This window comes from Donghicola sp. (assembly GCF_025210255.1).
Classification (GTDB): domain Bacteria; phylum Pseudomonadota; class Alphaproteobacteria; order Rhodobacterales; family Rhodobacteraceae; genus Donghicola; species Donghicola eburneus.
The window spans coordinates 1-25,525 of the sequence record NZ_JAOARZ010000039.1; the positions used below are offsets into that span (position 1 = coordinate 1).

The window sequence follows — 25,525 nt, forward strand, 5'->3', positions numbered from 1 at the left end:
CCCGCCACAATCAAGAGCGGCAACCGGTTCACATGCGCGAGCGCCGCAGCCGTCACCACGTTCGTGGACCCCGGCCCAATGGACGAGGTCACGGCCATCGCCCGCGTGCGCTTCTTGCCCTTGGCATAGGCAATCGCCGCATGGGCCATGGTCTGCTCGTTCTGGCCGCGCCAGGTGGGGAACACATCGCGGCAAGCATGCAGCGCCTCGCCAATGCCCGCTACATTCCCGTGGCCAAAGATCGCCCACATGCCGTCAATGTACCGCTCACCCTCTTCGGTCAGCTGTACACTCAGCCACTTCACCATGGCCTGCGCCGCTGTCAGCCGGATCGTGCCCATCGTCTTCTCCCGCACAAAGGACCCCTCAACGCAGGCCCCTGCTTTCAACTTTGTCTCAAATACTCCGGGGGCGCGGGGGCTGGCCCCCGCACACGCCCGATCCATCCTCAGGCCGCGTTGCGCCGTGCGCTCTCGCGGGCCGTATCCCAGACCTGACACAGGCGGGTGTAGCGCGCCGCCATCTGTTCGATCGCAGCCTCGTCCGACATCTCGCCCTTCATCCAGGCCCGCGCCGCATCGCCAAAGATCGTCCGGCCCACCGCAAAGCCCTTCACCAGACCAAAGCCCGCCGCCACTTCGAACGACGCCGCCAGCTCTGCCTCGGGGGCATCCAGGCCCAGAACCACGATCCCGCGGGTGTGCAGGTCGTATTCCTCGATCGCCGCCACGGCCTTGGCCCAAGCCTCCGCAGTTTTCAGAGGCTCCAGCTTCCACCAGTCAGGGTAGACACCGATCTCGTAGAACTGGCGGATCAGGGTCGGGGTGGTCTCGTCATCGATCGGGCCGACCTTGGACGGGATCACCTCGAGCAGGAACTCCAGACCATTCCGGCGCGACGCCTCGAACAGGCGCTTGACGGTGGCTTCCTGATCGGCGCGGGTCGCCGCGTCGTCATCGGGATGGCAGAAGCACAGACACTTCACCACATTCTCTTTGGCCCACTGGTTCAGACCGCCAAAATCAGTCCCCAGCTCCGGCTCCAGCGTCAGCGGGCGCGAGCCCGGCCATTCCGTTGGACGCCCGATCCACAGACCCGAGCCACTTGCCGCGTGCAGGGCCGAACGGCCAATGCGGTTGTCGCACAGAATACCGTACCCATCGCGGCCATCCTGCACCTGAACGGCAGCCTTCATGCACAGCTCTTTAAACTCGCCGCCCTTGGCCAAGGTATACCCGTCCATCTCTTCGAGCTGCAAACGGTGGTCAAAGGCAAAGACGCGCATGGTCGACCAGTCGCCCGCATTGCGAGTGTAGCGGGTGGTGGACCAGTGGATCTGCTCCAGATCCGCATCGTTGCGCAGGTCTTTCTGTTTGACGCCGCGCTCCAGGAAATACTCCAGCTCGGTCAACGAAGGGTACGCCGGCGTGCAGCCATGACGGCTCACCGCAAAGGCCCCGCAAGCATTGGCGTACTTCAGCGCTGTCGGCCAACCGGCATCGTCCATCCAGCCCTTCAGCAGACCAGAGAAGAACCCGTCGCCCGCGCCCAAAACATTGAACACCTCGATGGGGAAGCCCTCGCCGGTCTGTCCATCATCCAGGCTGTCCGGCACATCGCCTTCGAAGGCCACAGCCCCCAAAGCGCCACGCTTGCACACCAGTGTTGCGCCAGAGTTCTCGCGCACTGCGCGCAGGGCCTTGACCGTATCGGTCGAGCCGCCCGCGATGTGGAACTCCTCTTCGGTGCCCACGATCAGGTCAAAGTAATGCAGGGTCGACAGCAGCTTCTCGGTGACCTTGGCGCTTTCCACAAAGCGGCTCTCACCGTCCCCATGGCCCGCCACGCCCCAAAGGTTCGGGCGATAGTCGATGTCCAGAGCGGTGCGCAGCCCGTGCTTGCGCGCCAGTTCCAGCGCCTTGATCACAGCCGCTTCGGTGCGCGGGTGGCTCAGGTGCGTGCCCGTCACCACAACCGCCCGCGCCCGCTTGATGAAACCCTCGTCAATATCGTCTTTGCACAGCGCCATGTCCGCGCAGTTCTCGCGGTAGAAGATGAGGGGGAATTGCTCTTCGTCGCGAATGCCGAGGATCACCAATGCTGTCAGACGCTCGGGATCCGTCACCACACCATCGGTGCACACGCCCTCGCGCCCCAGTTGTTCCAGAATGAACCGCCCCATGTGCTCATCCCCAACACGAGAGATCAGAGCTGTCTTCAGACCCAAACGCGCCGTTCCGCACGCAATGTTTGTCGGGCTGCCGCCGATGTACTTCTCGAAAGACCCCATGTCCTCCAAACGCCCACCAATCTGCGCCCCGTACAAATCAACGCCAGCACGACCAATCGTAATTACGTCCAAATCGCTCATTCTCTGTCCTCCCTACGCGCGCCAACAGGTGCTGCGCGGTCGTTTTCGTCTCTGGGTGTTGCGGCGAAAAGGTCAGAACTCCAAAGCGCCGCATTTCGTGTCATTTCGTCTCATCGGAGCGTGCAATCGCTCCAAATCGTGTCAGCTTTCAGGACGCGATGTTGATCGTCTCGAAAACCAGATTGCTGTGAAATTGCTCGTGGAAAGCGATGAAGTCTTTGGTGTGTTGCTGCGCCATGTGAAAATCATGGGCGGCCTGATCGACCCAAGTTTCAACGAACACGAGACGGTCCGGATTGTCCGTGCAGGTGTAGAAATCATAAGCGAGGCAGCCGGGCTCTGCGCGGGTCGCCGACTGAGCTTCTGGCGCACGGGACAAGATCGTCTCGCGCGTGCCGGGCAAGCAATCGATGGTAATGATGAACTTGTACATGGTGTGTGATGCGGTGGCCGTGTGCTGACCACCGCGCCTCCTTAGCGGATGATGGTGGCCTTGAGCGCGTCGATCGACGATTGGATTCCCGCATTCGTGGACATGGTGAAATCTTCCATCTCCAGCGAAACCCAGCCGTTGTAGCCGCACATGCCCACGACCGAGAAGAACTCCTTCCACCACTGCAGGTCACGACCTGCACCGACGGCAACGTAGTTCCACGAGCGGTTGGCCACGTCAGTCACGTCCTTCAATTCCAGAAGGCCGTTGATGTCGCAAAGACCGCGCTCGATGCGGGTGTCTTTGCCGTGGCAGTGGTGGATTGCCTTACCCAGTGCACGGGCCGACGCGATCGGCTCTGCGCCCATCCACATCAGGTGCGAAGGGTCGAGGTTCATGCCGACCATCTCGCCCACTTCGTTGCGCAGACGGAACAGGGTCTCGGGGTTCCACACCAGCATCGCGCTGAAGTTTTCCAGCGCGTAGCGCTTGATGCCGGCCTTCTGACCGAACTCGACCAGATCGTGCCAGAGGGGGAACGCACGGTCTTCCCACTGGTACCGGTCGCGCTCGGGCATCTCGTCGGGCCAGGACTTGGTGTAGACCAGCCAGTTCGGCACTGTGTCACCGGGGGCTGCTTCGGGCAGACCTGACATGGTGACGATGGTCTCAACGCCGATTTCACCTGCCAGAGTGATGGTATCCTTCATCTCTTTCAGGTGGCGTTCGCCCATCGCGCCGGGATCCAACGGGTTGGCAGAGCAGTTCAGCGCAGCGATTTCCAGTCCACGGGCTTTGATCTCGGCCAACTTCTGCTTCAGCAGACCTTTGTCCACCAGCAATTCGGCCGCGCGGAAGTGGGGGCCCTTGGACCAGCCGCCGCCGGTCATCTCGATGCCTTCGACACCGAGATCAACACATTTGTCGAGCATGTCCGTGAAGGACATATCGCCCATGACATCGGTGCAAATGGAGAGTTTCATGAGGAGCTCCGGATCACTCTGCTGCCAAGGCTTGCGGCTCGCTGTAGAGCGCAGGCTTGTCGATCATGGCGATTTTTTCGAATTTGCCGCTGTCTGCTGCACGCAGAGCTGCATCGGCGGTTAGGGTCGAGGCGTAGCCGTCCCAAGCGCTGGGACCGGTTGCGGTACCCTGCCCTGCGGCGATGATCCACTCGCGGAATTCCTGATCGTAGGCTTCGATAAAGCGCTCGCGCCAGTCTTCAGGCATCGCCTGACGAATACCGTTCATGTCCGTGACCACAGTCGCGGGACGGTTCGGGAGCGACGCAACGCCGGTTTCACCGGACACTTCACCACGGATGTCGTAGCCGTACTGGATTGCCACCGAAATCTCGACGTCAACAATCGCACCACCCTCCATGTGCAAGAGCACAATCACGGGGTTCTTCAGATCGTTGCCGCCGACATTGGAACGGCGGGGATAGCGCACTTCGACACCGACGATCTCGTCCGACAAGAGCCAGCGCGAGATATCCGCGTCATGCACCAGCGTGTCGTTCAGGCACATGTCCGAGATGTAATGCGAGGGCACCGAAGCGTTGCGGTGAACCGACTTGTAGATCAACGGGGTGCCAACAACACCGCTGTCGATCACGCGCTTTAACTGGCGGTAATCGCTGTCAAAGCGGCGCATGAAGCCCACCTGAACCAGACGCTTGCCGAAAGCCACTTCTGCTTCGATCACCTTCAGCGCGCTCTCTTCCGAGGTCACCATCGGCTTTTCGCAGAATACGGGCTTGCCGGCAGCGATGCAGGCCAGCAGCTGCTCTTCATGGGCAGGACCCCAAGAGCAGATGACGATCGCGTCGACATTGTCGGACTCGATCAACGCCTGAGGGGTTTCAAACACCTCTGCACCATAGGGAGCGGCCTCGCGGGCGCGCTCCACATCAATGTCGTTGACGGCGGTGATTTCAACGCCGGACAGGACTTTGGTCAGACGACGGATATGATCTTGGCCGATCATACCAGTGCCAATGACACCAACTTTCAAAGCCATCTCGTAGCCCCTTATTTGAAATATTTGTCGACGTAGCGCTGGATTTCTTTGCGCATGAAATGGCCGGACTCGTCTGCCTTGTCTTCCCAGGCAAAGACGCAAGAGGTCATGATGCCGTCAAAGCCGATTTCAGCCAGCGTGCCAAAGAAGTCATCCCACGGAACCTCGCCTTGACCGATGTTCAGGTGCTGGTGGACGCGGGCATTGGTGCCCGGAGGGTTCAGGATGTAGCGCAGACCGCTCGATGCCTTGTGGTTAAAGGTGTCGCCGACGTGTACGTGGGCGATGATGTCTTTGCACTCGCGCAGCATTTCTTTGGTGTCATCGCCAAAGTAGAAGGTGTGCGGCGCGCAATACAGGAACTTCACGTTTTTGGAATTCACGGTGCGGATGATGTCCAGCGAGGGCTGCAGGGTTTCGCACCAGTCTTCGGGGTGGGGTTCCACGTGCAGGTTGATGCCTTCGCGCTCGAAGATCGGCACGAGTTCTTCCATCGAACGCCACCATGCGTCCTCACAAGCCTCGATCATAGAGCCGGTGTGGCAGCAGTAGCACGAGCCCTTATCCGGGTGCGGGCCGCGGCCAAATTCGGAGTTCATGGTGTCGATTTCCATCTCGACCGCGATCTCGATGGCGCGCTTCCAATGCTTAACGGCGGCCTGACGCTCGGTCTCGTCATTCGAGGCCCAACGGTACATGGGCAGCAGCGACGCGATGCCAACGTCCGCATCCTTCAGCGCTTTCTTGAAGCTCTTGATGCGGTCGGGGTAGACGCGGGGCGCCTTGAACCATTCAAGGAAATCGCCACGGGGGCTCATTTCGATCCAGTCAAAGCCCAATTCTTTGACTTTGTGGGGCAATTCCTCGAGCGAGAGGTGGCGGTGCATAAACGGGTCGAGCGCGATTTTCATGCGTCTATCCTCCAAAGGGTAATTTCGAGAGCGCGCCGCCTCCTCTGCGGCGCGCGAAGTCTTTAGTCAGCGGTGGCGACTTTCGGCGGGTGGCCTTCGTGGGTCTCCATGTACCCTTCGATTGAGGCTTCCAGATCGGCCATGGTCTCGCCACCAGCCATCAGGTCGGTGATCTCTTCGCGGGTCTTCTCGCCTTTGCGGAAGTCCGCTGCGATCGCGCCGCGGATCAGAACTGCGAAGTGGTCGCCCACGGTCATTGCGTGCATCACCTGGTGGGTGATGAAAATCACCGCCAGACCGCGCTTCTTGGCTTCGTTGACGATGCGCAGAACGTGCGCCGCCTGCTTAACGCCAAGCGCCGCAGTCGGCTCGTCGAGGATCAGAACGCGGGCGCCGAAGTAGACGGCGCGGGCAATTGCCAGCGACTGACGTTCACCGCCCGAAAGGCCACCGACCAGACGGTCGCCATCGGTGATGCGGGTGATGCCCATCTTCTGGACTTCTTCCACCGCGATCTGGTTGGCCTTCTTGCGGTCAAAGACCTTGAAAGGGCCAAAGCCTTTGGTGGGCTCCATCCCGAGGAAGAAGTTGCGGCCGATCGACATCAGCGGGTAGGTGCCGCCGAACTGGTGCACGGTCGCAATGCCTTGATCCTGAGCATCACGAGGGCCGTCGAAGGTGGTGGGCTTGCCGTCGACCAAAATCTCGCCACGGGTGGGGGCGTGAACGCCCGCTAGTGTTTTGATCAGGGTCGATTTGCCGGCGCCGTTGTCACCCAGCAGGCAGAGCACTTCGCCAGCGCGGACCTTCAGGCTGATTTCGTGCAGGACGTCGATGGGGCCGAAGCTTTTGTCGACATTACGGAGTTCGATAACAGGCGTATTTGTAGACATAGTTTCAGCCTTTCTTCTTTTTGGTGACGGCAGTGAGGGCTTTCTTGCGGAAGGTTTCGTTCATTCCGACGGCGACCAGCAGCATGACGCCGATGATCAAGTTGGCCCAGTTGCGGTCGATTGCGGTGAAGTCGATGCCCTTGATGACGATGGCGAAGGTGATCGTTCCGACGAATACGCCGAGGATCGAACCGAAACCGCCTGTCAGGAGCACGCCACCTACGACCACGCTGACGATGATGTTGAAGATGTCGTTCATCCCGCCAGAGACCTGAGCCGAGTTGAACAGGATTGCGTGGCACATGCCGACAAAGGACGCGGATGTTGCAGTGCCGATGAAGAGCAGGATGGTGATCTTGTCGACGGGGATACCTGCGTTCTTAGCCGATACCTTGTCGCCGCCGATGGCGAAGATCCAGTTGCCGTACTTGCTCTGGTGGGCAAAGAACCAGAAGACCGCGGTCAGGATGACCCACCAGATGATGACAACCTGATGGCTGCCGCCGAAGATAAAGTCTCCAAAGACAGTCTTGGCCCAATCAGGCGCAGTAATCGGAACCGAAGCCGCACCCGTCAGCAGTTTGGAGCCGGCCAGAACGATACCCTGCATGCCCACAAGCGTGCCAAGGGTAATGATCAGCGTGGGCACCGAAGTGCGGGTCGCCAAGAGGCCGTTGAACAGGCCGACCAGAACACCGACAGCCAGAGCTGCGATGATCGCAACGATCATGGGCATCTCGTAATGGCCTGCGACGATCGCGGTGGTCATGGCCCCTGCAGGGATCATCGCGCCGATCGAAATGTCGATCTCGCCCGAGATCATCAGGAGGGCGACGGGTAGGGCAACGATGCCGATGCGTGCTGCGTAGTTCACCCAGCTGGCTGCGCCAGACAGTTGGTTCAGATCAACGCCGCCAAAGATGACGTAGAAGAACAGTACACCGATCAGGCTGAGAACCGAAGCTGCAGCGGGACGGCGGAAGAGGCTTGAAATCGTGTCCATGTGTCCGTCCTCACTTCTTCTTTGTTGCGTAGTTCATGGCGAGGGCGCGGAAGGTGTCGTTCGACAGAACAGCTGTCAGCAGCAAGGCACCGATGATGATCGAGCCGATGTTCGGATCCAGTGCTGCAAAGAAGATGCCTTGGTTCACGACCGCAAAGGTCATGGTGCCAAGCACGATGCCGATGATGGACCCTGCCCCGCCGGTCAGCAGCACGCCGCCGATAACCACACACATGATCGAGTTGAAGATAAAGGACTGACCGCCAGCAACCTGCGCAGCTTGATAGGTCATAACTTGTGCGATGCCGACAAAAGCTGCGCCGAAACCCGAAGCCATGAACAGGCCGATGGTAAGTTTGTCAGTGGGGATGCCAGCGTTGCGGGCGCTCTCGCGGTCGCCACCCATGGCGAAAACCCAATTTCCGATGGGTGCAACGTGGACGAGGAAGTAATAGACCGCCACAAAACCGAGCCACCAGAAGATCGAGACGTTAAACATGCCATTGATAAATGTGCCAAGCAGGCCTTTGGTGACCGGATCGGGCACGTAGGACACGCTGGTCGAGCCCTTGATCAGAACCGCCAGACCCAGCGTCAGACCCATCACAGCGAACATCGAGCCGATGGTGGCGATGAGCGAGGGGATGGTGGTGCGTGTGACGATCAGACCGTTAATGAAGCCAACCAGCAGGCCGACGCTCAGGCCGCCGATGATCCCGACAAGAGCGGGCAGCTCGTAATGACCGGACAGAATAGCTGCGGTCATGGAGGACGCCGGAATGATAGAACCGACGGACAAATCAAATTCACCAGAAATCATCAACAGCCCGACGGGCAGTGCGATAATTCCGACTTCGGCTGCGATGTTCAGCCAGCTCGACCAACCTGGGGCACCCATGAAAACAGCGCCGCCGAGGCTGGCGAAAAATACATACACCACGATAAACCCGATCAGGGACCCGGTCTCGGGCCGCCGAATGAGATCACCGATCGAAAATCCACCCGCATCGGATGAGGATTGCGTAGACATCTAAGCGATTCCTGTTTGGTCGGTCTCTGCTAACCTTGGCGAATGCTCCGGATTAGCCTTGGCGAAGAGGGCCAGCCGGGGAGTGCCGGCGGCCTTCTTCAAGTGTGCCGGACCGAAGTCCGACACGTGGGGAGAGGATTAGCGGACGCCAGCCTTCACGCCTTCGATGACCTGCTCGACGTTCGACGCATCGATCACGCCGGGGCCGGTCAGGATTTCACGGGTGGGGATGGTTACGCCGTAGTTGACGAAGTTGTTCAGGATCGACACAGCAAAGAAGCCCTGCTGGTAACCTTGCTGGTCGATGGCACATGCTTGCGAACCAGCTTGGATGTTCGCCAAGATCGACTCGTTGAAGTTGATGCCGCAAACTTCGACCCGGCCGGTTTTGCCAGCCTGCTGGATGCCAGAAACGGCCGCGTTGGTGTCTGCGTCGCCGATAGCGAACAGCGCGTCAACGTCAGGGTTCTGCAGCAGGTGTGCACGGACCGCCTGAGCAACTGCGGTTGCATCGCCGAATGCGGTCGCGGGCAGTTGCAGGGTCGAACCTTCGCCGCCAGCTGCGGCGATACCTTCGATGAAACCCGAGCAGAACGCTTCGATGTTCGCTGCGCCGGGCAGAGTGTTGACGCACGCGCCGTTTTTCTTGCCAGCCTTGCCCAAGTATTCGCCGGCCGCGTAGCCCGACTTTGCGTCGACTGCGCCAACGTAGTTCATGGCACCCAGTTTGTCGGCTGCGTCCAGACCACCAGCGTTGTAGATAACCAGCGGGATGCCCGCGTCAACTACAGCTTCGAATGCGGGGTCCATTGCTTCGGGGACCCAGTCGGGGCCAACGATTGCGTCTGCACCTTGGTCGATCGCCTGACGGATCAGTTCCGCGGCATCGGGGCCCAAGTTGTCGTAGTTCTGCGGGCCAAGCCAAGTGACCGAGCCACCCTGTGCTTCGGCAACGATACCTGCGTCTTCTGCGCCCTTTTTAACACGCGACCAGAACGGGTCGTCGGGCTTACCGCCGATAACAAAGATGTCTGCAGCCATTGCGGTGCCAGCTACCATGGTGAAAGCAGCGGTCGCCAAAAGGCCGCGCGCAACGCGGGTTGTGATAGACATTGAGTTCTCCTCCCATTGGAAAAACCTGGCCACTTCCCTGTGTGACCGGTTAGCGACAAGTTACCGCAACTCAATCACACGTGAAATACTTCTTGCAATAAAATGGCTTTTTTGTTTCATTTTGTGTCACGCCAAAATGAAATGAAGATACGTCATTATGAAAAATCGCCCCACCATCGCGGACTTAGCCAAAGAGGCTGGCGTCAGCGTGTCGACCGTGAACCGCATTTTAGCTGGAACCTCCAAAGTGCGCGCCTCGACAATCCAGAGTGTTCAGGCCGCAGCCGAAAGAATCGGTTACTATGGGTTGGGTGTAATTGAGGCCCGCCACGACGAGCAGCGTCCCTCCTACCGCTTCGGTTTCTTGCTTCAGCAGTCCAGCCGAGAGGTCTACCGCATCTTTGCGAGCGGCATTCAAGAGGCTGCCGTGCAGCGTCGAGGCGAGAAGGTGACCCCTCTGATTGACTTCGTGGACCGGCTGGAGCCATCAAATATCGCCGCGCGCCTGACCGCTTTGGGCGAAGAATGCGATGCGGTCGCTGTGATTGCCGCGGATCACCCCCTGATTGGACAGGCCATTCGCGACCTAAAGCTCAAAGGCAAACCCACTGTCGCCTACATCACCGACCAGAGCGCACCGGATCGTGCCGCCTTTGTCGGGCTGGATAACTGGAAACTTGGACGCACCGCCGCATGGTTCGTGTCCGAGATGTCGCCAGAGCCCGGTCGGATTGCTTTGTTCCTTGGGAACCACCGCTATCAATGTCAGGACATGGCCGACGCTGCCTTCCGCTCGTATATTCGCGAACACGCGCCGCATCTGACGGTGGAGGACTCGCGCCCCACCAACGAAGACAACGATGTGTCCTACCAAATGATGAGAGAACTTCTTTCGACGGGCGAAAAGCTGTCTGGCGTCATGATCGCAGGCGGCGGCATTTCTGGTGTGCTGCGAGCTCTTCGGGAAGCGCCTGAAGAGCAGCGAAAAGGTGTTCGTTTGATCTGTCGTGATATCGGCCCCGAAGCCCGCAAAGGTTTGACAGAAGGATTGATTACCGCTGCGTTGTGTCATCCGCTGAAGGATATCTCTAACAACCTCGTGGAAACCATGATTGATGTCACTAAGGATAAGGCCGGCGGAACGACGCTTCAGCGTACCGTCCCGCTTGAGATTGTCACACCGGAGAGCATTTAATCCCAATCCCGTGCTCAAACACTGCGCTCAATCCTTAATCGACTTTAGGAAAGCGTCATATTCTACGTCTTTGATTGGCACAGAATGACAATCTTCTGGATAGCTGCCGGTGTCGACGTCGGATTTGAAGTCCTTGAAGGCCTGAATGCGAGCGTCCTGCAGCTCTTTCATCTTGGCGCCAAGATCCGCGTAGACTTTGCCGTGACGGGGCTTGTGGTTGACGCCGTAGCCGCAGACATCCTCGGTAAAGAGGTATTGCGCGTCGGCGTATTTGCCTGCGCCCATCCCCAACATGATCAGGCTGGAGTTTTCTGTAAGGTGCTTTGCCACGCGGTCGGGGACGACCTCGAGCTCGGCACCGAAAACGCCGATCTCTTCCATCTTCTTGGCATGAGCATAAAGGGCCGCTGCCTCGTCACCTGTTTTGCCGACAGCGCGCCAGCCGGTCCACGTGATGTAGGACGGGATCAGGCCGATGTGTCCGACCACCGCCAGATGGTTGTCCGCCATCGCTTTCTGGATGTCATAGGACGCCGCGCAATAGTAGCAATCCGCACCGATCGCGCCTGCTTCGAACGCGGCGCGCAGGTAATCCTCGGCGGTGATCAGCTTGGCACCTGCGGGGCCATGCGGGCCATAGGGCAATCCGACCTGCACAAAACAGCTGCCCGCCGCTTCGCGCATCTCGGGCGTCCAGTATTTACGCTCAATGGACAGCATGTGGATGCCCGCCTCGTTTGCGGCGGCGGCCTCTTCCAGCGTGGTGACATAAAGCATCGAGATTTTCTCGCCACGCTTCTTCATGGCGCGGATGTCTTCGACGTGGGGGCGGTTGTGGTACATCGGTTCGCTTTCTTTCAGAGGGTGAAGGCCACGACGAACGCGTCGAGGGCCGCGTCGGAATCGCTTTCGGCAAAGGCTTCCATCGCCACGGGGCCGGAATAGCCCATGGCGTGCAGCGCCTTGGCGACAGCGGCGTAGTTGATTTCTCCGGTGCCGGGCTCGCAACGACCGGGGTTGTCGGCGACTTGAACTTCGCCGATCCAAGGCAAGCAGGCTTCGCACCAGCGGATCAGATCGCCCTCGCCAATTTGGGTGTGATAGAGGTCTAGATTGATGCGCAGTTGCGGACGGTTCACAGCCGATACCAGCGAGAGCACATCTGCGGTCGATCCGAACGGGCAACCAGGGTGATCCAGCGGGTTCAGGTTTTCGAGCGTAAAGGTCACGCCCTTTTCTTCGGCCATATCGCAGATGCGGTTCAGAGTATCGCGGGCCCGCAGTTCCATGCCCGGCGCAAAGGTGCCGTGCTGGGGGATCGGAATGCCGCCATCGCCAAGGCCGGTGCCGTGAAGGTTCAGACGATCCACGCCCAAACGCTTGCCGACTTGCGCTGTTTCCCGCGCCGAGGCTAGCAGCATGTCTGCGCCTTCGGTGTCGGTTAGGCGACCGACCAGATAGCCGTTCATGATGGTGTAGTTAGCGCCGACCTTCTCAAGCTTGTCCAAGTCGTGCGCGGGCCAGTTCCACAGACCCACGCCAAGACCGCGTTCGGTCAGGCGCGCGGCGCGCCACTCGATCGGTTTGTCCTGCCACAGCATTTCGGCGCATGCCGCCAATTGGAAATGTTCTGTCATCTTGTGCCTCAAAGATGTGGAGATCAGGCACCCTGCCCGATCAGATTTCGACGTAGACGCGGCCGTCTTCGATCTTGGTGGGATAGGTGCAGAGGTTTTCGCAGGCGGGTGGTGTTTCGACCTCGCCGGTCGTCGCGTCAAAGATCGACGAGTGCTTGGGGCATTCGATGGTCGCCTCGACCACTAGGCCGTCTTCGAGGTGCACATCCTCGTGGGTGCACATCCCGTCAGTGCAATAGTAGTTGTCTTCGTGGTCGCGAATAATCACGAAGGTGCGCTCACCGTGGTCAAAACGGATGACATCCTCTTCTTCGACATCATTGATCGCGCATGCGTTTACCCATTCAGCCATGGGGTCTCTCCTCCAGTCGTGCCGTTCAAGCGGCGGGGTTGTCTTGGTAGGGGTTGGCCGTTGCGGGTAGCGGACGGCAAATATGAAAGTCCGGGTCTTTGCGCTGACTCCACAGGGCGGGCAGCATTTCCGCGTAGCCCGCAGCAAAGGACCGGCAGGGCGCGGGGAAATCCCACGCGCACTCTTGGTGTAATTCCGGTAGTCGGTAGTACGGCACCAGCGGGAACATGTGATGCTCTACATGGTAGTTCATGTTCCAGTAGATGAAGCGGCTGACGGGATTCATGTAGACCGTCCGGCAATTCAAGCGGTAGTCGGTCACGTTATCCGCAAGCCCGCCATGCTGAAGCCAGCCGCAGATCACCATGTGCCAGCAGCCAAACAGGCGCGGCAATCCGATCAGCAGCACCGGAATCTACGATTGGAACCACAGTGCAGCTGCTAGGGTCAGCGCATAAATCGCCATCCAAATCCGCGCGGTGCGGATGGTTTTGGCGGCGAACATTGGCGGCAGATATTCCGCCTCTTCGGGGTCAATCTTCTCGGCCGCGTGCAGCACCATCAGACGAAACCCGCTGAACATATCAGGTAGGCCGAACAGGTTCATCGCGACTTTCAGCGCCACCACAGGGCGCATGATCGCCACTTCGGGATCGCGGCCCACAATAATCGTGTCCGAGTGGTGCCGTGCGTGGCTGAACTTCCAGCAATGGGGATCGCGGATCATGCAAAAGGACGCGATCTGGTAGACCACTTGGTTCATCCAGCGTGTTTTAAAAGCAGTCCCGTGCCCGCATTCGTGCCAGCGGCTGTCCATTGCCGAACCATAGAGCACGCCATAGGCCAGCCAGAAAGGCAGAGACCACCAGGACGACATGAGCGCGATCGCGATGCCCGCAAAGATCACCATCAAACCGAACAGGATGGCCGTATCGCGGATCGCTGGCCCATCGGAACGCCGCATGAGGGCCTTCATCTCTTTGCGGTCGATGTGGGTGCGGTACCAGTGTTCGGTGACCAGTCCTGCGTCGACAGCACGTTGGGCATCGGGCCCGATCAGGCTGTAATCGCGGGGCATGTTATATGTTCTGCGGCTTGTAGTCGGATGCCGCGACAGGCATCACCCGCTGCAACAACGCGACCGATTTCTCCAAACCTTCCAGACTGTTGAGCAGCACATCTTCATGTTCGATGGAAAGCCAGCCGTCGTAGCCGCCCATTTTCAGGCGGTAGCAGAACTGGCGCCACCAGTCCTCGCCATGACCAAAGCCGAGGGTAATGTAGCTCCACGACCGCGCGGGGATATCCATGAGCGAGCCGTTTTCCAGAAGCGAAGTCGTCGCTTGCTTGGGCGCGTTCAACAAGGTGTCTTTGGCATGGATGTGATAGATCGCCTCTCCCAGAGTCTCGGCCGCGATCAGGGGATCTGCGCCCATCCAGAACAGGTGGGACGGATCAAGGTTGGCCCCCACGGTCGGGCCGACCATCTCGCGCAGCTTGAACATAGACGGGACGTTGTAGACGCATTGATTGCCGTGCAGTTCGAGTGCGATCCGTTCGACACCGTGTTCACGGCAGAGGTCCACGATCTCTGTCCAGAAAGGGGCTAGCACGTCTTCCCATTGATAGCGCAGAATGTCTTGGGTCTCGGGCGGCCAAGAAGACACGACCCAGTTTGGTAGCGTGTCATTGGCCGATCCTGCGGGCAGACCGGACATGGTGCAAACGGTTTTGATCCCCATTTCACCGGCCACACGGATGGTGTCCCGCAGCCCCTGCCCCTGTTCGGGCTGGGTCGGATGCACAGGGTTGCCGTTGGCATTCAGCGAGATAATTTCGAGACCGCGATTGTCGAATGCTTTGCGAAATTCTTCGCGCGCGGATGCATCGGTGACCATCGCAGGCAGATCGAAATGTGACGCAGCGGACCAGCCACAGGTGTTTACCTCGACCCCGGAAACGCCCATGCGGACCGCGTGGTCCAGCATTTCGTCACGGGTCATGCCGCCTAGGCTATCGGAAACAAAGCCAAGCTTCATCTTGCACCTCAAAAAAAGGGGTCGCGCTCAAAAATTTAGAAAATCAGGGGGCAAGACGGCCCGCTTGGGAACAGGCCACCTTTCGGGGAGGAAGGTCTTATTCCGCAGCTTGGGCCTGCGGATAGTGACCGTCGTGGGACTCGACAAAGCCCTCGATGCTGGCTTCCAGATCAGCCATGGTCTCGCCGCCTGCCATGAGGTCGGTGATCTCTTCGCGGGTCTTTTCGCCCTTGCGGAAGTCCGCTGCGATCGCGCCGCGGATCAGAACGGCGAAGTGGTCGCCCACGGTCATCGCGTGCATCACCTGGTGGGTGATGAAGATCACAGCCAGACCACGCTTTTTCGCCTCGTTGACGATGCGCAGAACGTGGGCCGCCTGCTTCACACCCAGAGCCGCAGTCGGCTCGTCGAGGATCAGAACGCGGGCGCCGAAGTACACCGCGCGGGCAATCGCCAGCGACTGGCGCTCACCGCCCGACAAACCGCCGACCAGACGGTCACCGTCGGTGATGCGGGTAATCCCCATCTTCTGGACTTCTTCCACCGCGATCCTGTTGGCTTTGGCACGGTCAAAGATCTTGAAGGGACCGAAACCTTTGGTGGGCTCCATGCCAAGGAAGAAGTTGCGGCCAATCGACATCAGGGGATAGGTGCCGCCAAACTGGTGCACGGTTGCGATGCCCTGATCCTGTGCGTCACGCGGACCGTCGAAGGTGGTGGGTTTTCCATCAACCAAGATCTCGCCGCGGGTTGGGGCGTGAACCCCCGCCAGGGTTTTGATCAAGGTCGATTTACCAGCGCCGTTGTCGCCGAGCAGGCAGAGCACTTCGCCAGCGCGGACCTTCAGGCTGATTTCGTGCAGGACGTCGATGGGGCCGAAGCTTTTGTCGACATTACGAAGTTCAATAACAGGCGTATTTGTAGACATATCTGGCCTCATTCCTTCTTCTTTCTGGCCCAGTTGGTGGCCATGGAGCGGAAGCTGTCGTTCATCAGAACTGCGATCAGAAGCATCACACCGATGATCAACGAGGACAGGTTACGGTCGAACGGGGTATAGCCGATGCCCTGCTGCACAATCGACAGGGTTGCAGTCCCAAAGAAGATGCCAGCCACGGTGCCAAAACCACCGGTCAGCAGCACGCCACCCACAACAACAGCGATGATCGTGTTGAAGATCAGAGCAAAGTTGGTGGTCGTAGTCGCAGAGTTCGACAGGACGGTTTCACACACGCCCGACAGAGCCGCTGCCATCGACGCCAGCATGAACAGACCGATTTTCAGCTTGTCTGTGGGGATACCGGCGTTGCGCGCACTGTCCTGATCGCCACCCAGAGCGAACAGCCAGTTGCCCCAAGGCGAGTAGTGCAGAACATAGTACAGCAAACCTGCCAGAGCGATCCACCAGAACACCGAGCTCTGGAAGCCCCAGATGTGATAGTCACCGAACAGAGCCTTGGCCCACGCAGGCGAGGTCAGCGCTTGGCTCGTGGTGTCAGTCAGCAGCAGCGAGAGGAACAGGGTCGCGCCGGATACCGCAAACAGGGTTGCGAGGGTAACAATAAGCGAGGGCACCTTGGTGCGTGTGACCAGCATGCCATTGATCCAACCGATCGATGCCGCGATCCCAAAAGTGATCAAGAGACCCGCGAGGATCGGCAACTCGTAGAAGCCGCAAGCAATCGCCATGGTCATTTTAGCGGCGGGTACAACCGCGCCGATGGAAATGTCGAGTTCGCCCGCGATCATCAAGAAGCCAATCGGGATCGCGATGATGCCGATGGTCGAGGCCGCGTTCACCCAGCTAGAGGTACCGAAGGGCGACAGAAAATTCCGGTCATAGCCAAAGTAAGAAAAGAATAGAAAACCAGCATCATGCCGACAAAGGCACCGACCTCTGGTCGGCGGAACAGGCTACCGATGGAGAAGCCTCCCGATGGTTTGGTTGCGTTGGCGGTATTGTCGGTCATTCAAGTGTCTCCTCAGCGCAATATACCGTGCGCACATGCATCAAAGTCCTTCGGCAGGGCTGGCCTGCCGAAGGCAAAAGTAAGGGATTAGCGGGCGCCAAGCTTTACGCCTGCCAGTGCGCTCTCGACGTTCGAGGCGTCGATGATTGCAGGTCCGGTCAGAACAGGATCCGTTGCAAGCTCAGTGCCGAAATCGAGGTGCGCGGCCAGCATGGAGGTCGCGAGGAAACCTTGCAGATAGGGCTGCTGGTCGATTGCCATGGTCTGGGTGCCCGCCTGAATGCGGTCCAGAACAGCGGGGTTCATGTCGAACGAGCCGATTTTCACGCGGTCAGCTGCACCGATCTGAGCCACAGCATTGGTTGCAGCGTCTGCCGACCATGCGGCCAGAGTGATCACAGCATTGATCGACTGGTCAGCAACCAGCTCGGACTTGATCGCTTCGGCGGTACCGGTGATGTCACCGTCAAGGTTCGCAGGAACGCGCAGGATCACAGCTTCTGCACCGGCTTCGGCTGCGCCTTCGGCAACACCCTTACAACGGGTTTCGAGGTTGATCGCGCCGGGGGTCTGGATGTGGCACAGGATCTTGGTTGCGCCGTTCTCGACCATGTACTTGCCGCCTTCAAAGCCAGCGACGTACTCGTCCGAACCAAAGTAGTTCACGCCGTTCACGTCTTCTTTGACGCTCTGACCCGAGTTGTACATCATGATGGTGACGCCCTTCTCTGCAGCTGCCTGCAGTGCGGGAACCTGCGCTTCGGGAACCCAGACGGGGATCGCGATGCCATCAACACCCTGAGCGACTGCCTGGTTGATCAGGGTTACCAGATCGGGGCCAAAGTTGTCATAGTTGGGGGTGCGCAGGTAGTTCACCGAACCACCGTTCGCTTCGACCATCAGGGTCGCGTCATCAACGCCCTTTTTGATCAAGTTAAAGAAGCCGTCTTCGATCGAACCTGCGATCACAGCAATGTCGGCAGCCATTGCGTTGGTTGCCATCAGAGCCGCGGTCGATGCAGCAGCAAAAAGGTTCTTCAGTTTCATGTTCGTTTCCTCCCTATAGTCACCGCGTTTTTGCGGTGCGAACATTTAGTGGTCCTTCGGAAGCTCCTCTTTCCGAAGGCGCGAGAGCCGCTATTTGGCGGACCCTCCCGTTCTTCTGGCCTTGGCCTCACGCTTGGCGCGGAAGCGGGCTTTCATTCTTTCGTCGGCCTCTTTTGTGCCGTCGTGCCAGGTTCCAAGCCATTGATCCCACGGCAAAAACCCGTCGTCGCAATAGTTCACCTCAAAATACTTGTGATGCAGGTAGTGGGCGTAGGCGTGGCTGGTCACAGAGCGCTGTTGCCCCAGCTCGAGGCGATCAAATCCAAGGTGCCCGACGATGGCGCCAAAGGTGGCGAGCACGAAAAGCCAGAGCACGACAAAGGGATTTGAAAAGAGCGCGAGCTGCAAAACAAGTGCGCCATAATACAGTGTAGACTCGACCGGATGCATAGACAGGGACGACCAAGGGCTAGGATTGATCGAATTGTGATGGACCGAATGTACCCGTTTGTAGATCGGCTCCCAATGGATCGCGCGGTGCACAAAGAAGAAGTAGCCTTCGTGCAGGATTGGCGCGAATAGAACTAAGGCGATGACCCAGATCGGGTTGTCGATGGTCGGTACGGCGCCAGATGCCATCAGCCACATGACCACCACCATGATCGCGGTGCCAATCGGCACGGTCACGAACAGCGACCGCAATGCATTGTCCCATGCTTGCGAGCGGAACCAGAAGACATCTGACGGCTTCTCAGCGGGAAACGTGCCATTGTATTTGAAGCGGCGCTCTTGGGCGCGCTGCATGTACAGACGCAGCTCGAAGGCACCAAAGAACAGCGCGGCACCAGCAATGTTCAGCGCCAGTATGCGCAGGGTCCAACCCCATTCGAGCGAGGCCATAACCTGTGTCTCAGGCAGCGCCCAATGCCAGTAGGCCAGCGCGATCGCCATGTAGAGCGTGTTCCACCCGAAGAGATACCCGAGCACAAAGCCGGGAAGCTTCTTTAGGGCGCCCGCGGACACGGGCGGCAGGGCGATTGGCGCATTCGGGCGCCAATTGCCGCGCTTGTCACGCGTGCCGTATGCGAGATCGTTTACCATTAACCGCGGGCCTCGGCAGCAGCGGCCTTTGCTTTCAGGCGGTCTTTCTTGGCTTTGAAACGGGCCTTCATCTGAGCATCGGCCTCTTTCGAGCCGTCGTGCCAAAAGCCGAACCACTTATCGAGCGGGATCAGGCCCTCGCCACCATAGTTCACCTCAAAGTACTTGTGGTGCAGGTAATGGGCATATGCGTGGCTATCGACCGCGGCGTCCTCGGTGATCTCAAGCTTATCAAAGCCGATGTGTCCGTTCAGGGCGCCAAAGCCGATCATCTTGGACTGGAACAGTGCAACAATCGGGTTCGACGGGATCAGCAGATGCCAGAAGATTTCGACAAAGTAGGCAAAGCTTTCCACCGGATGCATGGAAAGGGACGACCACGGGCTCGGGTTGATCGAGTTATGGTGGATCGAGTGGATCCATTTATACAGCGGCGGCTGATGGATCAGCCAATGGATGGTAAAGAAATGTACCTCGTGCAGGGCCGGACCGAGCAGGGTCAAAACAACCAACCACACCCAATGCTGTTCCCATTCAAGCCAGCCCAAGGCATGGATGCCGTTGGTAAAGCAGTAGAGAAACAGAACCTCCATGATCGTCCACATGGGGATCGACAGGAAGAAGCTGCGCAAGAAGTTGTCGAGGTTTTGGGATTTGAACCAGAACACGTCGGACGGGTTTTCTGACGGGAATTTGGCGTTGTACTTGAAGCGGTTCTCTTGCTTGCGGCGGGTATAGTAGAGCAACTCGACTCCGCCGAAGGAGGCAAAGATCACACCGGCGTTCGCCGCAAAGAGCAGGCCAAACCCCGTAAGTGAAATGGACTGATAAAGGGCGAGGTTCGGCTCAATCAAAAAGAACCAGTAAGCCAGCGCCATCACCATGTAAAAAATATTCCAGGGCCACAGGTAGCTCAGGGCAAAACTGCCAAGCTTGCTGAACTTGCCCGTCCAGAACGGAGCGATCTCCAGCGTTTTGCTGGGTGCCCAATTGCCGCGCTTGTCGCGCGTGCCGAACTGCAAATCGTCCATGAGTCCCTCCCGGATCAACCCGCCAATGCTCCCCCATGAGCGGTGCTGAATTGAGTGAGTGGTTGACAGATTGACGCATGAGCGATCAAGACTAGTTCAAATCAGTGCATGATTTTGTTTCAAAATAACTCAAGGGAGGAGCCAAATGAAACAAAATGAGGGGACGGGCCGATGGTAGGACGGCCCACTATTCGTGATTTGGCCGATGCGGCGGGGGTTTCTGTGTCGACCGTCAATCGCGTCATCAACCAGCCAGATTCGGTGCGTCAGCCCACACGAGATCGCGTTTTGTATGCCGCCGAAGACATCGGGTTTTACGGTCTGGGCTCGATCGAGAACTCGGTGATGAGGGCTCGAGAGACACATCGGCTCGGCGTCCTGCTACAGCAAGGGGATCGTGCTTTTTACAGCGGTCTGGGCAAGGCGTTGACACGAGCGGCACAGACATATCATGCGGCAAATATTGATCTACAGGTCGAGTATCTGAGCGATTTGAGCCCCGAGAATGTGGCTGCGCGCATTCGCGCTCTAGGAACTCAGGCGGATTCGATTGGCGTGGTCGCGGCCGAGCACCCTTATGTATCTGACGCAATCGATACAGTGATTCAGCACGGCGTGCCGGTCACGGCACTCATTGCTGTCTTGTCGGCTCAGCACGACGTTGGCTTTGTGGGACTTGACGGTTGGAAAGTTGGTCGGACGGCAGCATGGGCGTTCCACCGGATGTGCCGCGAGCCCGGAGAGGTCGCGATTCTATTGGGCAATCCGCGCTATCGTAATCAAGAGTTGAACGAAACAGGGTTTCGTTCGTACTTCCGCGAGCATTGCCCGAGCTTCACCCTGCTCGAGCCGCGGTCGACATTAGAAAGTTTAGCAATTGCCAAGGAATTGACGCACGAAATTCTGGATAGCCACCCAAAACTGAAGGGGCTCTTCATATCAGGAGGAGGTGTGACGGGGGTGTTGGAAGCACTGAGGGAGCGGCCTCAAGCCGATGATTTTGTCACGGTTGGTTACGAACTTTTCGGTGCAACACGTACAGGCCTGATCGACGGAACACTAACGATGGCAATCTGCCATCCGGTAGAGGCCTTTGCGCGCCAGATTATTTCACAGCTCGTCGCGGCGAAACTGGGGAACCTGAAGTCTGGCGCCACTACGACCTATCTCAACTTTGAAATCTACACGTCTGAAAATGTTTAACAGTTCGCAGAGAAGCTTTCGTGGCGCTGCTCTACGAGGCAATTGACCGATGGCGAACCGCCCCACAGTAAAAGACGTCGCACGCGAAGCTGGCGTTAGCGTCACGACCGTTGATCGCGCCTTGAACGGCCGGATGACGGTTCGCGAGGATACCTTGAAACGCATTGCGGACGCTGCGCATCGTGTCGGATACCATAACAAATTCAACCTGACGCAAAGGCTACACACCTATTCCCCATTGATGCGGTTGGGTGTCGTGCTCGTGAAGAGACATCAAGAGTTCTACCGCAACTTTTCCAGTGAACTAGAGGCGACCATGGCGCAGCGGCAGGATATCCGGGGAGAGGTGAAAATCCGATACGCGGCATCTCAGGCACCTGACGATTTTGCGCGGGAAATCATGAGCCTATCCGAAGAGGTTGATGCTATTGCGTGTGTGTCTGTCAACCATCGCAAGATCGACGAAGTCGCCCGCGATTTGCAGCAGCGTGGCATACCCCTCTTCGCACTGCTTAACGATGCCGCGCGAGGTATTAGAACCACATATATGGGATTGAACAATATGAAAGTCGGGCGATCTGCCGCTTGGCTATTGAGCCGCACCATCAGGTCGCCGGGAAAATTAGCTGTCTTCGTGGGCGGCAATAGATGGCATGGGCACGATCTTCGCGAAGTTGGATTTAGATCTTTTATCCGAGCGGAAGCGCCAGAGTTCACTGTCCTTGACACCTTGGTAAATTTGGAGACGCGGCAAGTCACCTACGAAGCGACTCTAGATTTGCTCAATCGGCACACAGATCTGGTCGGGATTTTCGTCGCGGGTGGTGGGATGGAGGGTGCCATCGCAGCCCTTCGGGAGTCGCGTCCGCCCAACAAAGTTTATACTGCCGTCAACGAATTGACTGGAGAAAGCCGTTCTGCTCTCGCAGAGGGATATGTGCATATGGTCAACGCGACGCCCATTCAGGCCTTGTGCTCTGATCTAGTGAGTTTAGTCGTGCAAAGTCTGGACCCCAAGGGCACCGCCCTGCCAGATCACAAGTTCTATGCACCAACGGTCTTTCTGCCCGAAATGGTATGAATGACGTTTTTTCGTCATTTTGCAAATGCAGCAAACGTCAGAAATGACGTTGAATGGTTTCAAGTTCTTTGACGTCAAGGCGCGCGCGCCCTCATGGTCCGACAAAGCCTGCATGGCAAGCTACGGGTCAGGAGGAGGTCCCTATGCAAAGAGCGCTTAACCAGATGACGGTTCCACATCTCAGCTTTGAGGCATTTCTCGATCTGGCGTCAGATATTGGCTGCGTCGGGGTCGAAGCCCGCAACGATATGGATGCGCTCGGACGACCTCTGTTCGACGGAATGGCGGCCGAAGCTGCTGGAGCGTTAGTGCTCGCAAAGGGGCTGAGGCTAATCGGCCTGAGTCAAGTTTATCCCTTTAATCGCTGGGACGAAACGCGCGCGTCCGAGGTGGCTGGTCTGATTGCGACCGCCAAAGCAGCGGGCGCCGAAACCATAAGCTTGATCCCTCGTAACGACGGGACGGGCCTCGGAAATGGCGAGCGGCAGGCAAATGCGCGCATCGCGTTGAAAGCAATTTATCCTATGCTGGTAGCCGCGGACATGAGAGCTCTAGTCGAACCCTTGGGTTTCGGCAGATCTTCGCTTCGCTTCAAGGAAGAGGTCGTCGGGATCATCAATGACCTTCAGGCGACTGATCGCTTCAAGCTGGTGCACGATACGTTCCACCACATTCTGTCAGGCGGTGGGCCGCTCTATCCCGAGCAGACGGGCATCATCCATATTTCTGCCATTGTGGACCCGTCGCTGAGCTTTGGCGCAATGGAAGACGAACATCGCGTCTTGGTGGATGAAAGAGACCGGCTAGAGAATGTGTCACAAATCAACGCTCTGCTGGATTCGGGGTATGATGGACCGGTCAGCTATGAGTGTTTTTCACCCAAAACACAGGCGCTGAGTGATCCCAAGACAGCGATCTCGCAGTCTTTTGCTTTCATCGAAGCAAAGTTGGCCCGGGGCTAAGCCCTCTTATCTCCATGCAGCCGTCACTCGTCGGCTATGGTAAAAGGATACTTCATGAAACTTGGTTTGGTTGGATACGGCTTTGGTGGCCGTGTGTTCCATGCACCTTTTATACATGCCGCAGAAGGCGTGGATATCGCAGGTGTTGTGGCCCGCTCTGCAGACAAGATCGCGCAACTGGCAAAAGATCTTCCGGGCGTTCCCGTTTATAGCAGTCTTGCTGAAATGGCAGCCGCAGGCGAGGTCGAGATGGTCACAATCACCACTCCGCCTGAGACCCACAAAGCTCTGACGCTCGAGGCAATTGAACTCGGCTTGGATGTGGTTTGCGACAAGCCCTTTGCACCGACCTACGCCGATGCTGCCGAGATGGTCGAAGCAGCTAAGGCCAAGGGCGTGTTGTTGAACATCTTTCACAACCGCCGATGGGACACGGACTTCCGCACTCTGAAGTCGCTTGTCGAAAGCGGTCGCCTTGGGGAAATTCGTGCGATCCACAACCGCCTGGATGCGGATGACTGGGCTACGCTCGAAGCGGGCCCCGGCGGCGGGTTGCTGCGCGACCATGGCAGCCATTTCATCGACCAGATGCTGTTCCTGCTTGGACCAGCCGCAGCAGTTGATGCAAAGCTCGACTTTATGGACCTGCCCCAAGGAACGACAGACGTGAGCTATGCCGTGCACGTCCGCCACCAAAGCGGCCAGCATTCCTACATCACAGGCTCCAAGGTAAACTACTACAACGAGCGCGAATTCCGCGCCTACGGATCGCTCGGGACTTATGTCGGACGCGGCACAGATGTGCAGGCGCGGATGGTGATGGCGGGCCATATGCCTTCGGACGACCCCGAAGGCTGGGGCATCGAACCCAAAGAGGCATGGGGCACCCTGCACACCGAAGGCAATGCGGAACTCGTCCCCTCGGTTCAGTCCAAAATCCAAGACCTCTACACCCAATTTGCGCAGGCTGCACGGAGCGGCGGCCCCGGCCCTGTGCCGGCGACGGGTGCCTTGCACACCATGCGCGTTCTCGATGCGGCGCGCGAAGCGTCCGAGACCGGCCAAACGGTACTTATCGATTAACACCACGGCCCGAGCGGCCCAATTCCGGAGACTACAATGACCGTTCGTTTCGCAATTCTCGGCGCAGGCCGCATCGGGCAGGTTCATGCCCGCGCAGTATCCTCGATCCCCGCAGCACAGCTGGTCGCCGTGGCTGAACCCTTTGCCGACGCAGCCAAGTGCATCCAAGACACCTATGGCTGCGACATCCGCGAGATCGATGAAATCGCAACATCGGACGATGTGGATGCCGTTGTCATCTGCACTCCCACAGATACCCACGCGGACCTGATCGAAAAATTCGCCAAAGCAGGCAAAGCTGTCTTCTGTGAAAAGCCCGTCGATCTGATCGTACCGCGCGTCAAAGAAGCCTTGAAGACCGTTGAAGCCGAAGGGGCGACCCTGATGGTGGGCTTCAACCGCCGTTTCGATCCCGACTTCATGGCACTGAAAGCGGCCATCGACAGCGGCAAGATCGGCGATGTCGAGATGGTCACCATCACCTCGCGCGACCCCGGTGCCCCGCCCGCGTCCTACATCAAAGTGTCGGGCGGCATCTTCCGCGACATGACCATCCACGACTTTGACGTGGCCCGCTGGCTCTTGGGCGAAGAAGTTACCACCGTTATGGCGCAAGGCAGCGTTCTGACCGATCCCGCCATTGGCGAGCTTGGTGACTACGACAGCGTCAACGTCATCCTGACCACCGCGTCGGGCAAGCAGTGCACTATCACCAACTCGCGCCGCGCCACCTATGGCTACGACCAGCGTATGGAAGTTCTGGGCTCGCTCGGCATGGCGCACGCGCAGAACACCCATGAAAACACCGTCGAAGTCGCGGTTGAAGATGGCTACTACAAAGCGCCTCTGCTGAACTTCTTCATGGACCGCTACACCATGGCGTATGCCAATGAAATCGCGGCATTTGTTGATGCGATCCAGAACGGCACCCCCACCCCGACCACCGGCCTTGACGGCCTGAAGGCGCTGGAACTGGCGGATGCCGCACTGGAAAGCGCACAGACCGGCAAAGCGGTGACACTGGCCTGATCGGCCAAACCGGAGGAGA

At 58.4% G+C, this 25,525-nt stretch carries 26 protein-coding genes and 1 pseudogene; 6 read left to right on the plus strand and 21 right to left on the minus strand.

Going from position 1 to position 25,525, the window contains the following annotated elements:
- From N4A58_RS17440 to N4A58_RS17485, 10 genes are all read right to left on the minus strand, one after another.
- Positions 1-341: thiamine pyrophosphate-binding protein (locus N4A58_RS17440; RefSeq protein ID WP_293711926.1), on the minus strand; the 341-nt coding region annotated here is incomplete at its 3' end.
- Between the two features lie 107 nt (positions 342-448).
- Positions 449-2,371 carry a 5-dehydro-2-deoxygluconokinase gene (gene iolC, locus N4A58_RS17445; protein WP_293711928.1) on the minus strand — a complete coding sequence of 641 codons (1,923 nt, stop codon included), beginning with the start codon at positions 2,369-2,371 and terminating at the stop codon, positions 449-451.
- Between the two features lie 148 nt (positions 2,372-2,519).
- Positions 2,520-2,804: a putative quinol monooxygenase gene (locus N4A58_RS17450; protein ID WP_293711930.1), complete on the minus strand. Its 285-nt coding sequence runs from the start codon at positions 2,802-2,804 to the stop codon at positions 2,520-2,522.
- A gap of 41 nt (positions 2,805-2,845) precedes the next feature.
- Complete coding sequence (locus N4A58_RS17455; RefSeq protein WP_293711932.1) at positions 2,846-3,787, minus strand: sugar phosphate isomerase/epimerase; 942 nt, start codon at positions 3,785-3,787, stop codon at positions 2,846-2,848.
- Positions 3,788-3,800: 13 nt separating this feature from the next.
- The gene (locus N4A58_RS17460) at positions 3,801-4,826 is read right to left on the minus strand and encodes a Gfo/Idh/MocA family oxidoreductase (protein ID WP_293711934.1); all 1,026 of its coding nucleotides are present in this window, start codon (positions 4,824-4,826) and stop codon (positions 3,801-3,803) included.
- A gap of 11 nt (positions 4,827-4,837) precedes the next feature.
- The gene (locus N4A58_RS17465) at positions 4,838-5,737 is read right to left on the minus strand and encodes a sugar phosphate isomerase/epimerase (protein WP_293711936.1); all 900 of its coding nucleotides are present in this window, start codon (positions 5,735-5,737) and stop codon (positions 4,838-4,840) included.
- A 62-nt stretch (positions 5,738-5,799) separates the two neighbouring features.
- On the minus strand, positions 5,800-6,630 hold the full coding sequence (locus N4A58_RS17470) for an ATP-binding cassette domain-containing protein (protein ID WP_293711938.1): 831 nt from the start codon (positions 6,628-6,630) through the stop codon (positions 5,800-5,802).
- 4 nt (positions 6,631-6,634) lie between these two features.
- Positions 6,635-7,633 carry an ABC transporter permease gene (locus N4A58_RS17475; RefSeq protein ID WP_293711940.1) on the minus strand — a complete coding sequence of 333 codons (999 nt, stop codon included), beginning with the start codon at positions 7,631-7,633 and terminating at the stop codon, positions 6,635-6,637.
- A 10-nt stretch (positions 7,634-7,643) separates the two neighbouring features.
- Positions 7,644-8,663 carry an ABC transporter permease gene (locus tag N4A58_RS17480; protein ID WP_293711942.1) on the minus strand — a complete coding sequence of 340 codons (1,020 nt, stop codon included), beginning with the start codon at positions 8,661-8,663 and terminating at the stop codon, positions 7,644-7,646.
- Between the two features lie 138 nt (positions 8,664-8,801).
- Positions 8,802-9,776, minus strand: coding sequence for a substrate-binding domain-containing protein (locus N4A58_RS17485; protein ID WP_293711944.1), 975 nt, complete (start codon positions 9,774-9,776; stop codon positions 8,802-8,804).
- Positions 9,777-9,933: 157 nt separating this feature from the next.
- Here N4A58_RS17485 and N4A58_RS17490 point away from each other — a divergent pair, with 157 nt between their 5' ends.
- Positions 9,934-10,971, plus strand: coding sequence for a LacI family DNA-binding transcriptional regulator (locus tag N4A58_RS17490; protein WP_293711947.1), 1,038 nt, complete (start codon positions 9,934-9,936; stop codon positions 10,969-10,971).
- Positions 10,972-10,998: 27 nt separating this feature from the next.
- Here the strand turns inward: N4A58_RS17490 and N4A58_RS17495 are convergent, their stop codons facing one another.
- From N4A58_RS17495 to N4A58_RS17545, 11 genes and pseudogenes are all read right to left on the minus strand, one after another.
- Positions 10,999-11,814, minus strand: coding sequence for a 3-methyl-2-oxobutanoate hydroxymethyltransferase (locus N4A58_RS17495; RefSeq protein ID WP_293711950.1), 816 nt, complete (start codon positions 11,812-11,814; stop codon positions 10,999-11,001).
- A gap of 14 nt (positions 11,815-11,828) precedes the next feature.
- The gene (locus tag N4A58_RS17500; RefSeq protein ID WP_293711953.1) at positions 11,829-12,608 is read right to left on the minus strand and encodes a TIM barrel protein; all 780 of its coding nucleotides are present in this window, start codon (positions 12,606-12,608) and stop codon (positions 11,829-11,831) included.
- A 40-nt stretch (positions 12,609-12,648) separates the two neighbouring features.
- On the minus strand, positions 12,649-12,960 hold the full coding sequence (locus N4A58_RS17505) for a MocE family 2Fe-2S type ferredoxin (RefSeq protein WP_293711956.1): 312 nt from the start codon (positions 12,958-12,960) through the stop codon (positions 12,649-12,651).
- A gap of 25 nt (positions 12,961-12,985) precedes the next feature.
- Positions 12,986-14,038 (minus strand): annotated as a pseudogene (locus N4A58_RS17510) (fatty acid desaturase).
- A 1-nt stretch (position 14,039) separates the two neighbouring features.
- The gene (locus N4A58_RS17515; protein WP_293711959.1) at positions 14,040-14,999 is read right to left on the minus strand and encodes a sugar phosphate isomerase/epimerase; all 960 of its coding nucleotides are present in this window, start codon (positions 14,997-14,999) and stop codon (positions 14,040-14,042) included.
- 97 nt (positions 15,000-15,096) lie between these two features.
- Positions 15,097-15,927 carry an ATP-binding cassette domain-containing protein gene (locus tag N4A58_RS17520; RefSeq protein WP_293711962.1) on the minus strand — a complete coding sequence of 277 codons (831 nt, stop codon included), beginning with the start codon at positions 15,925-15,927 and terminating at the stop codon, positions 15,097-15,099.
- Between the two features lie 8 nt (positions 15,928-15,935).
- Positions 15,936-16,799, minus strand: a complete 864-nt coding sequence (locus N4A58_RS17525; protein WP_293711965.1) for an ABC transporter permease — start codon at positions 16,797-16,799, stop codon at positions 15,936-15,938.
- Positions 16,796-16,969 (minus strand): hypothetical protein, encoded by a 174-nt coding sequence (locus N4A58_RS17530; protein WP_293711968.1) that lies wholly within the window; start codon positions 16,967-16,969, stop codon positions 16,796-16,798. Before N4A58_RS17530 ends, N4A58_RS17525 begins: the two co-directional genes overlap by 4 nt.
- An 87-nt stretch (positions 16,970-17,056) precedes the next feature.
- Complete coding sequence (locus tag N4A58_RS17535; RefSeq protein ID WP_293711970.1) at positions 17,057-18,016, minus strand: substrate-binding domain-containing protein; 960 nt, start codon at positions 18,014-18,016, stop codon at positions 17,057-17,059.
- 90 nt (positions 18,017-18,106) lie between these two features.
- A complete protein-coding gene (locus N4A58_RS17540; RefSeq protein ID WP_293711972.1) occupies positions 18,107-19,117 on the minus strand; it encodes a sterol desaturase family protein in 1,011 nt (336 codons plus the stop codon).
- Positions 19,117-20,148, minus strand: coding sequence for a sterol desaturase family protein (locus tag N4A58_RS17545; RefSeq protein WP_293711975.1), 1,032 nt, complete (start codon positions 20,146-20,148; stop codon positions 19,117-19,119). The genes N4A58_RS17540 and N4A58_RS17545 overlap by 1 nt, the downstream gene beginning before the upstream one ends.
- Positions 20,149-20,319: 171 nt before the next feature.
- Here N4A58_RS17545 and N4A58_RS17550 point away from each other — a divergent pair, with 171 nt between their 5' ends.
- The 5 genes from N4A58_RS17550 to iolG all read left to right on the plus strand — a co-directional run bounded on the left by N4A58_RS17550 (position 20,320) and on the right by iolG (position 25,506).
- Complete coding sequence (locus N4A58_RS17550) at positions 20,320-21,351, plus strand: LacI family DNA-binding transcriptional regulator (protein WP_072703887.1); 1,032 nt, start codon at positions 20,320-20,322, stop codon at positions 21,349-21,351.
- A 49-nt stretch (positions 21,352-21,400) separates the two neighbouring features.
- Entirely contained in the window at positions 21,401-22,432 is a 1,032-nt protein-coding gene (locus tag N4A58_RS17555) for a LacI family DNA-binding transcriptional regulator (RefSeq protein ID WP_293711979.1), read from the plus strand.
- A 143-nt stretch (positions 22,433-22,575) separates the two neighbouring features.
- Complete coding sequence (locus N4A58_RS17560) at positions 22,576-23,394, plus strand: TIM barrel protein (protein ID WP_293711982.1); 819 nt, start codon at positions 22,576-22,578, stop codon at positions 23,392-23,394.
- 54 nt (positions 23,395-23,448) lie between these two features.
- Positions 23,449-24,477 (plus strand): Gfo/Idh/MocA family oxidoreductase, encoded by a 1,029-nt coding sequence (locus N4A58_RS17565; RefSeq protein WP_293711985.1) that lies wholly within the window; start codon positions 23,449-23,451, stop codon positions 24,475-24,477.
- A 36-nt stretch (positions 24,478-24,513) separates the two neighbouring features.
- Positions 24,514-25,506: an inositol 2-dehydrogenase gene (iolG, locus tag N4A58_RS17570; RefSeq protein WP_293711988.1), complete on the plus strand. Its 993-nt coding sequence runs from the start codon at positions 24,514-24,516 to the stop codon at positions 25,504-25,506.
- Positions 25,507-25,525 lie beyond the last annotated feature (19 nt).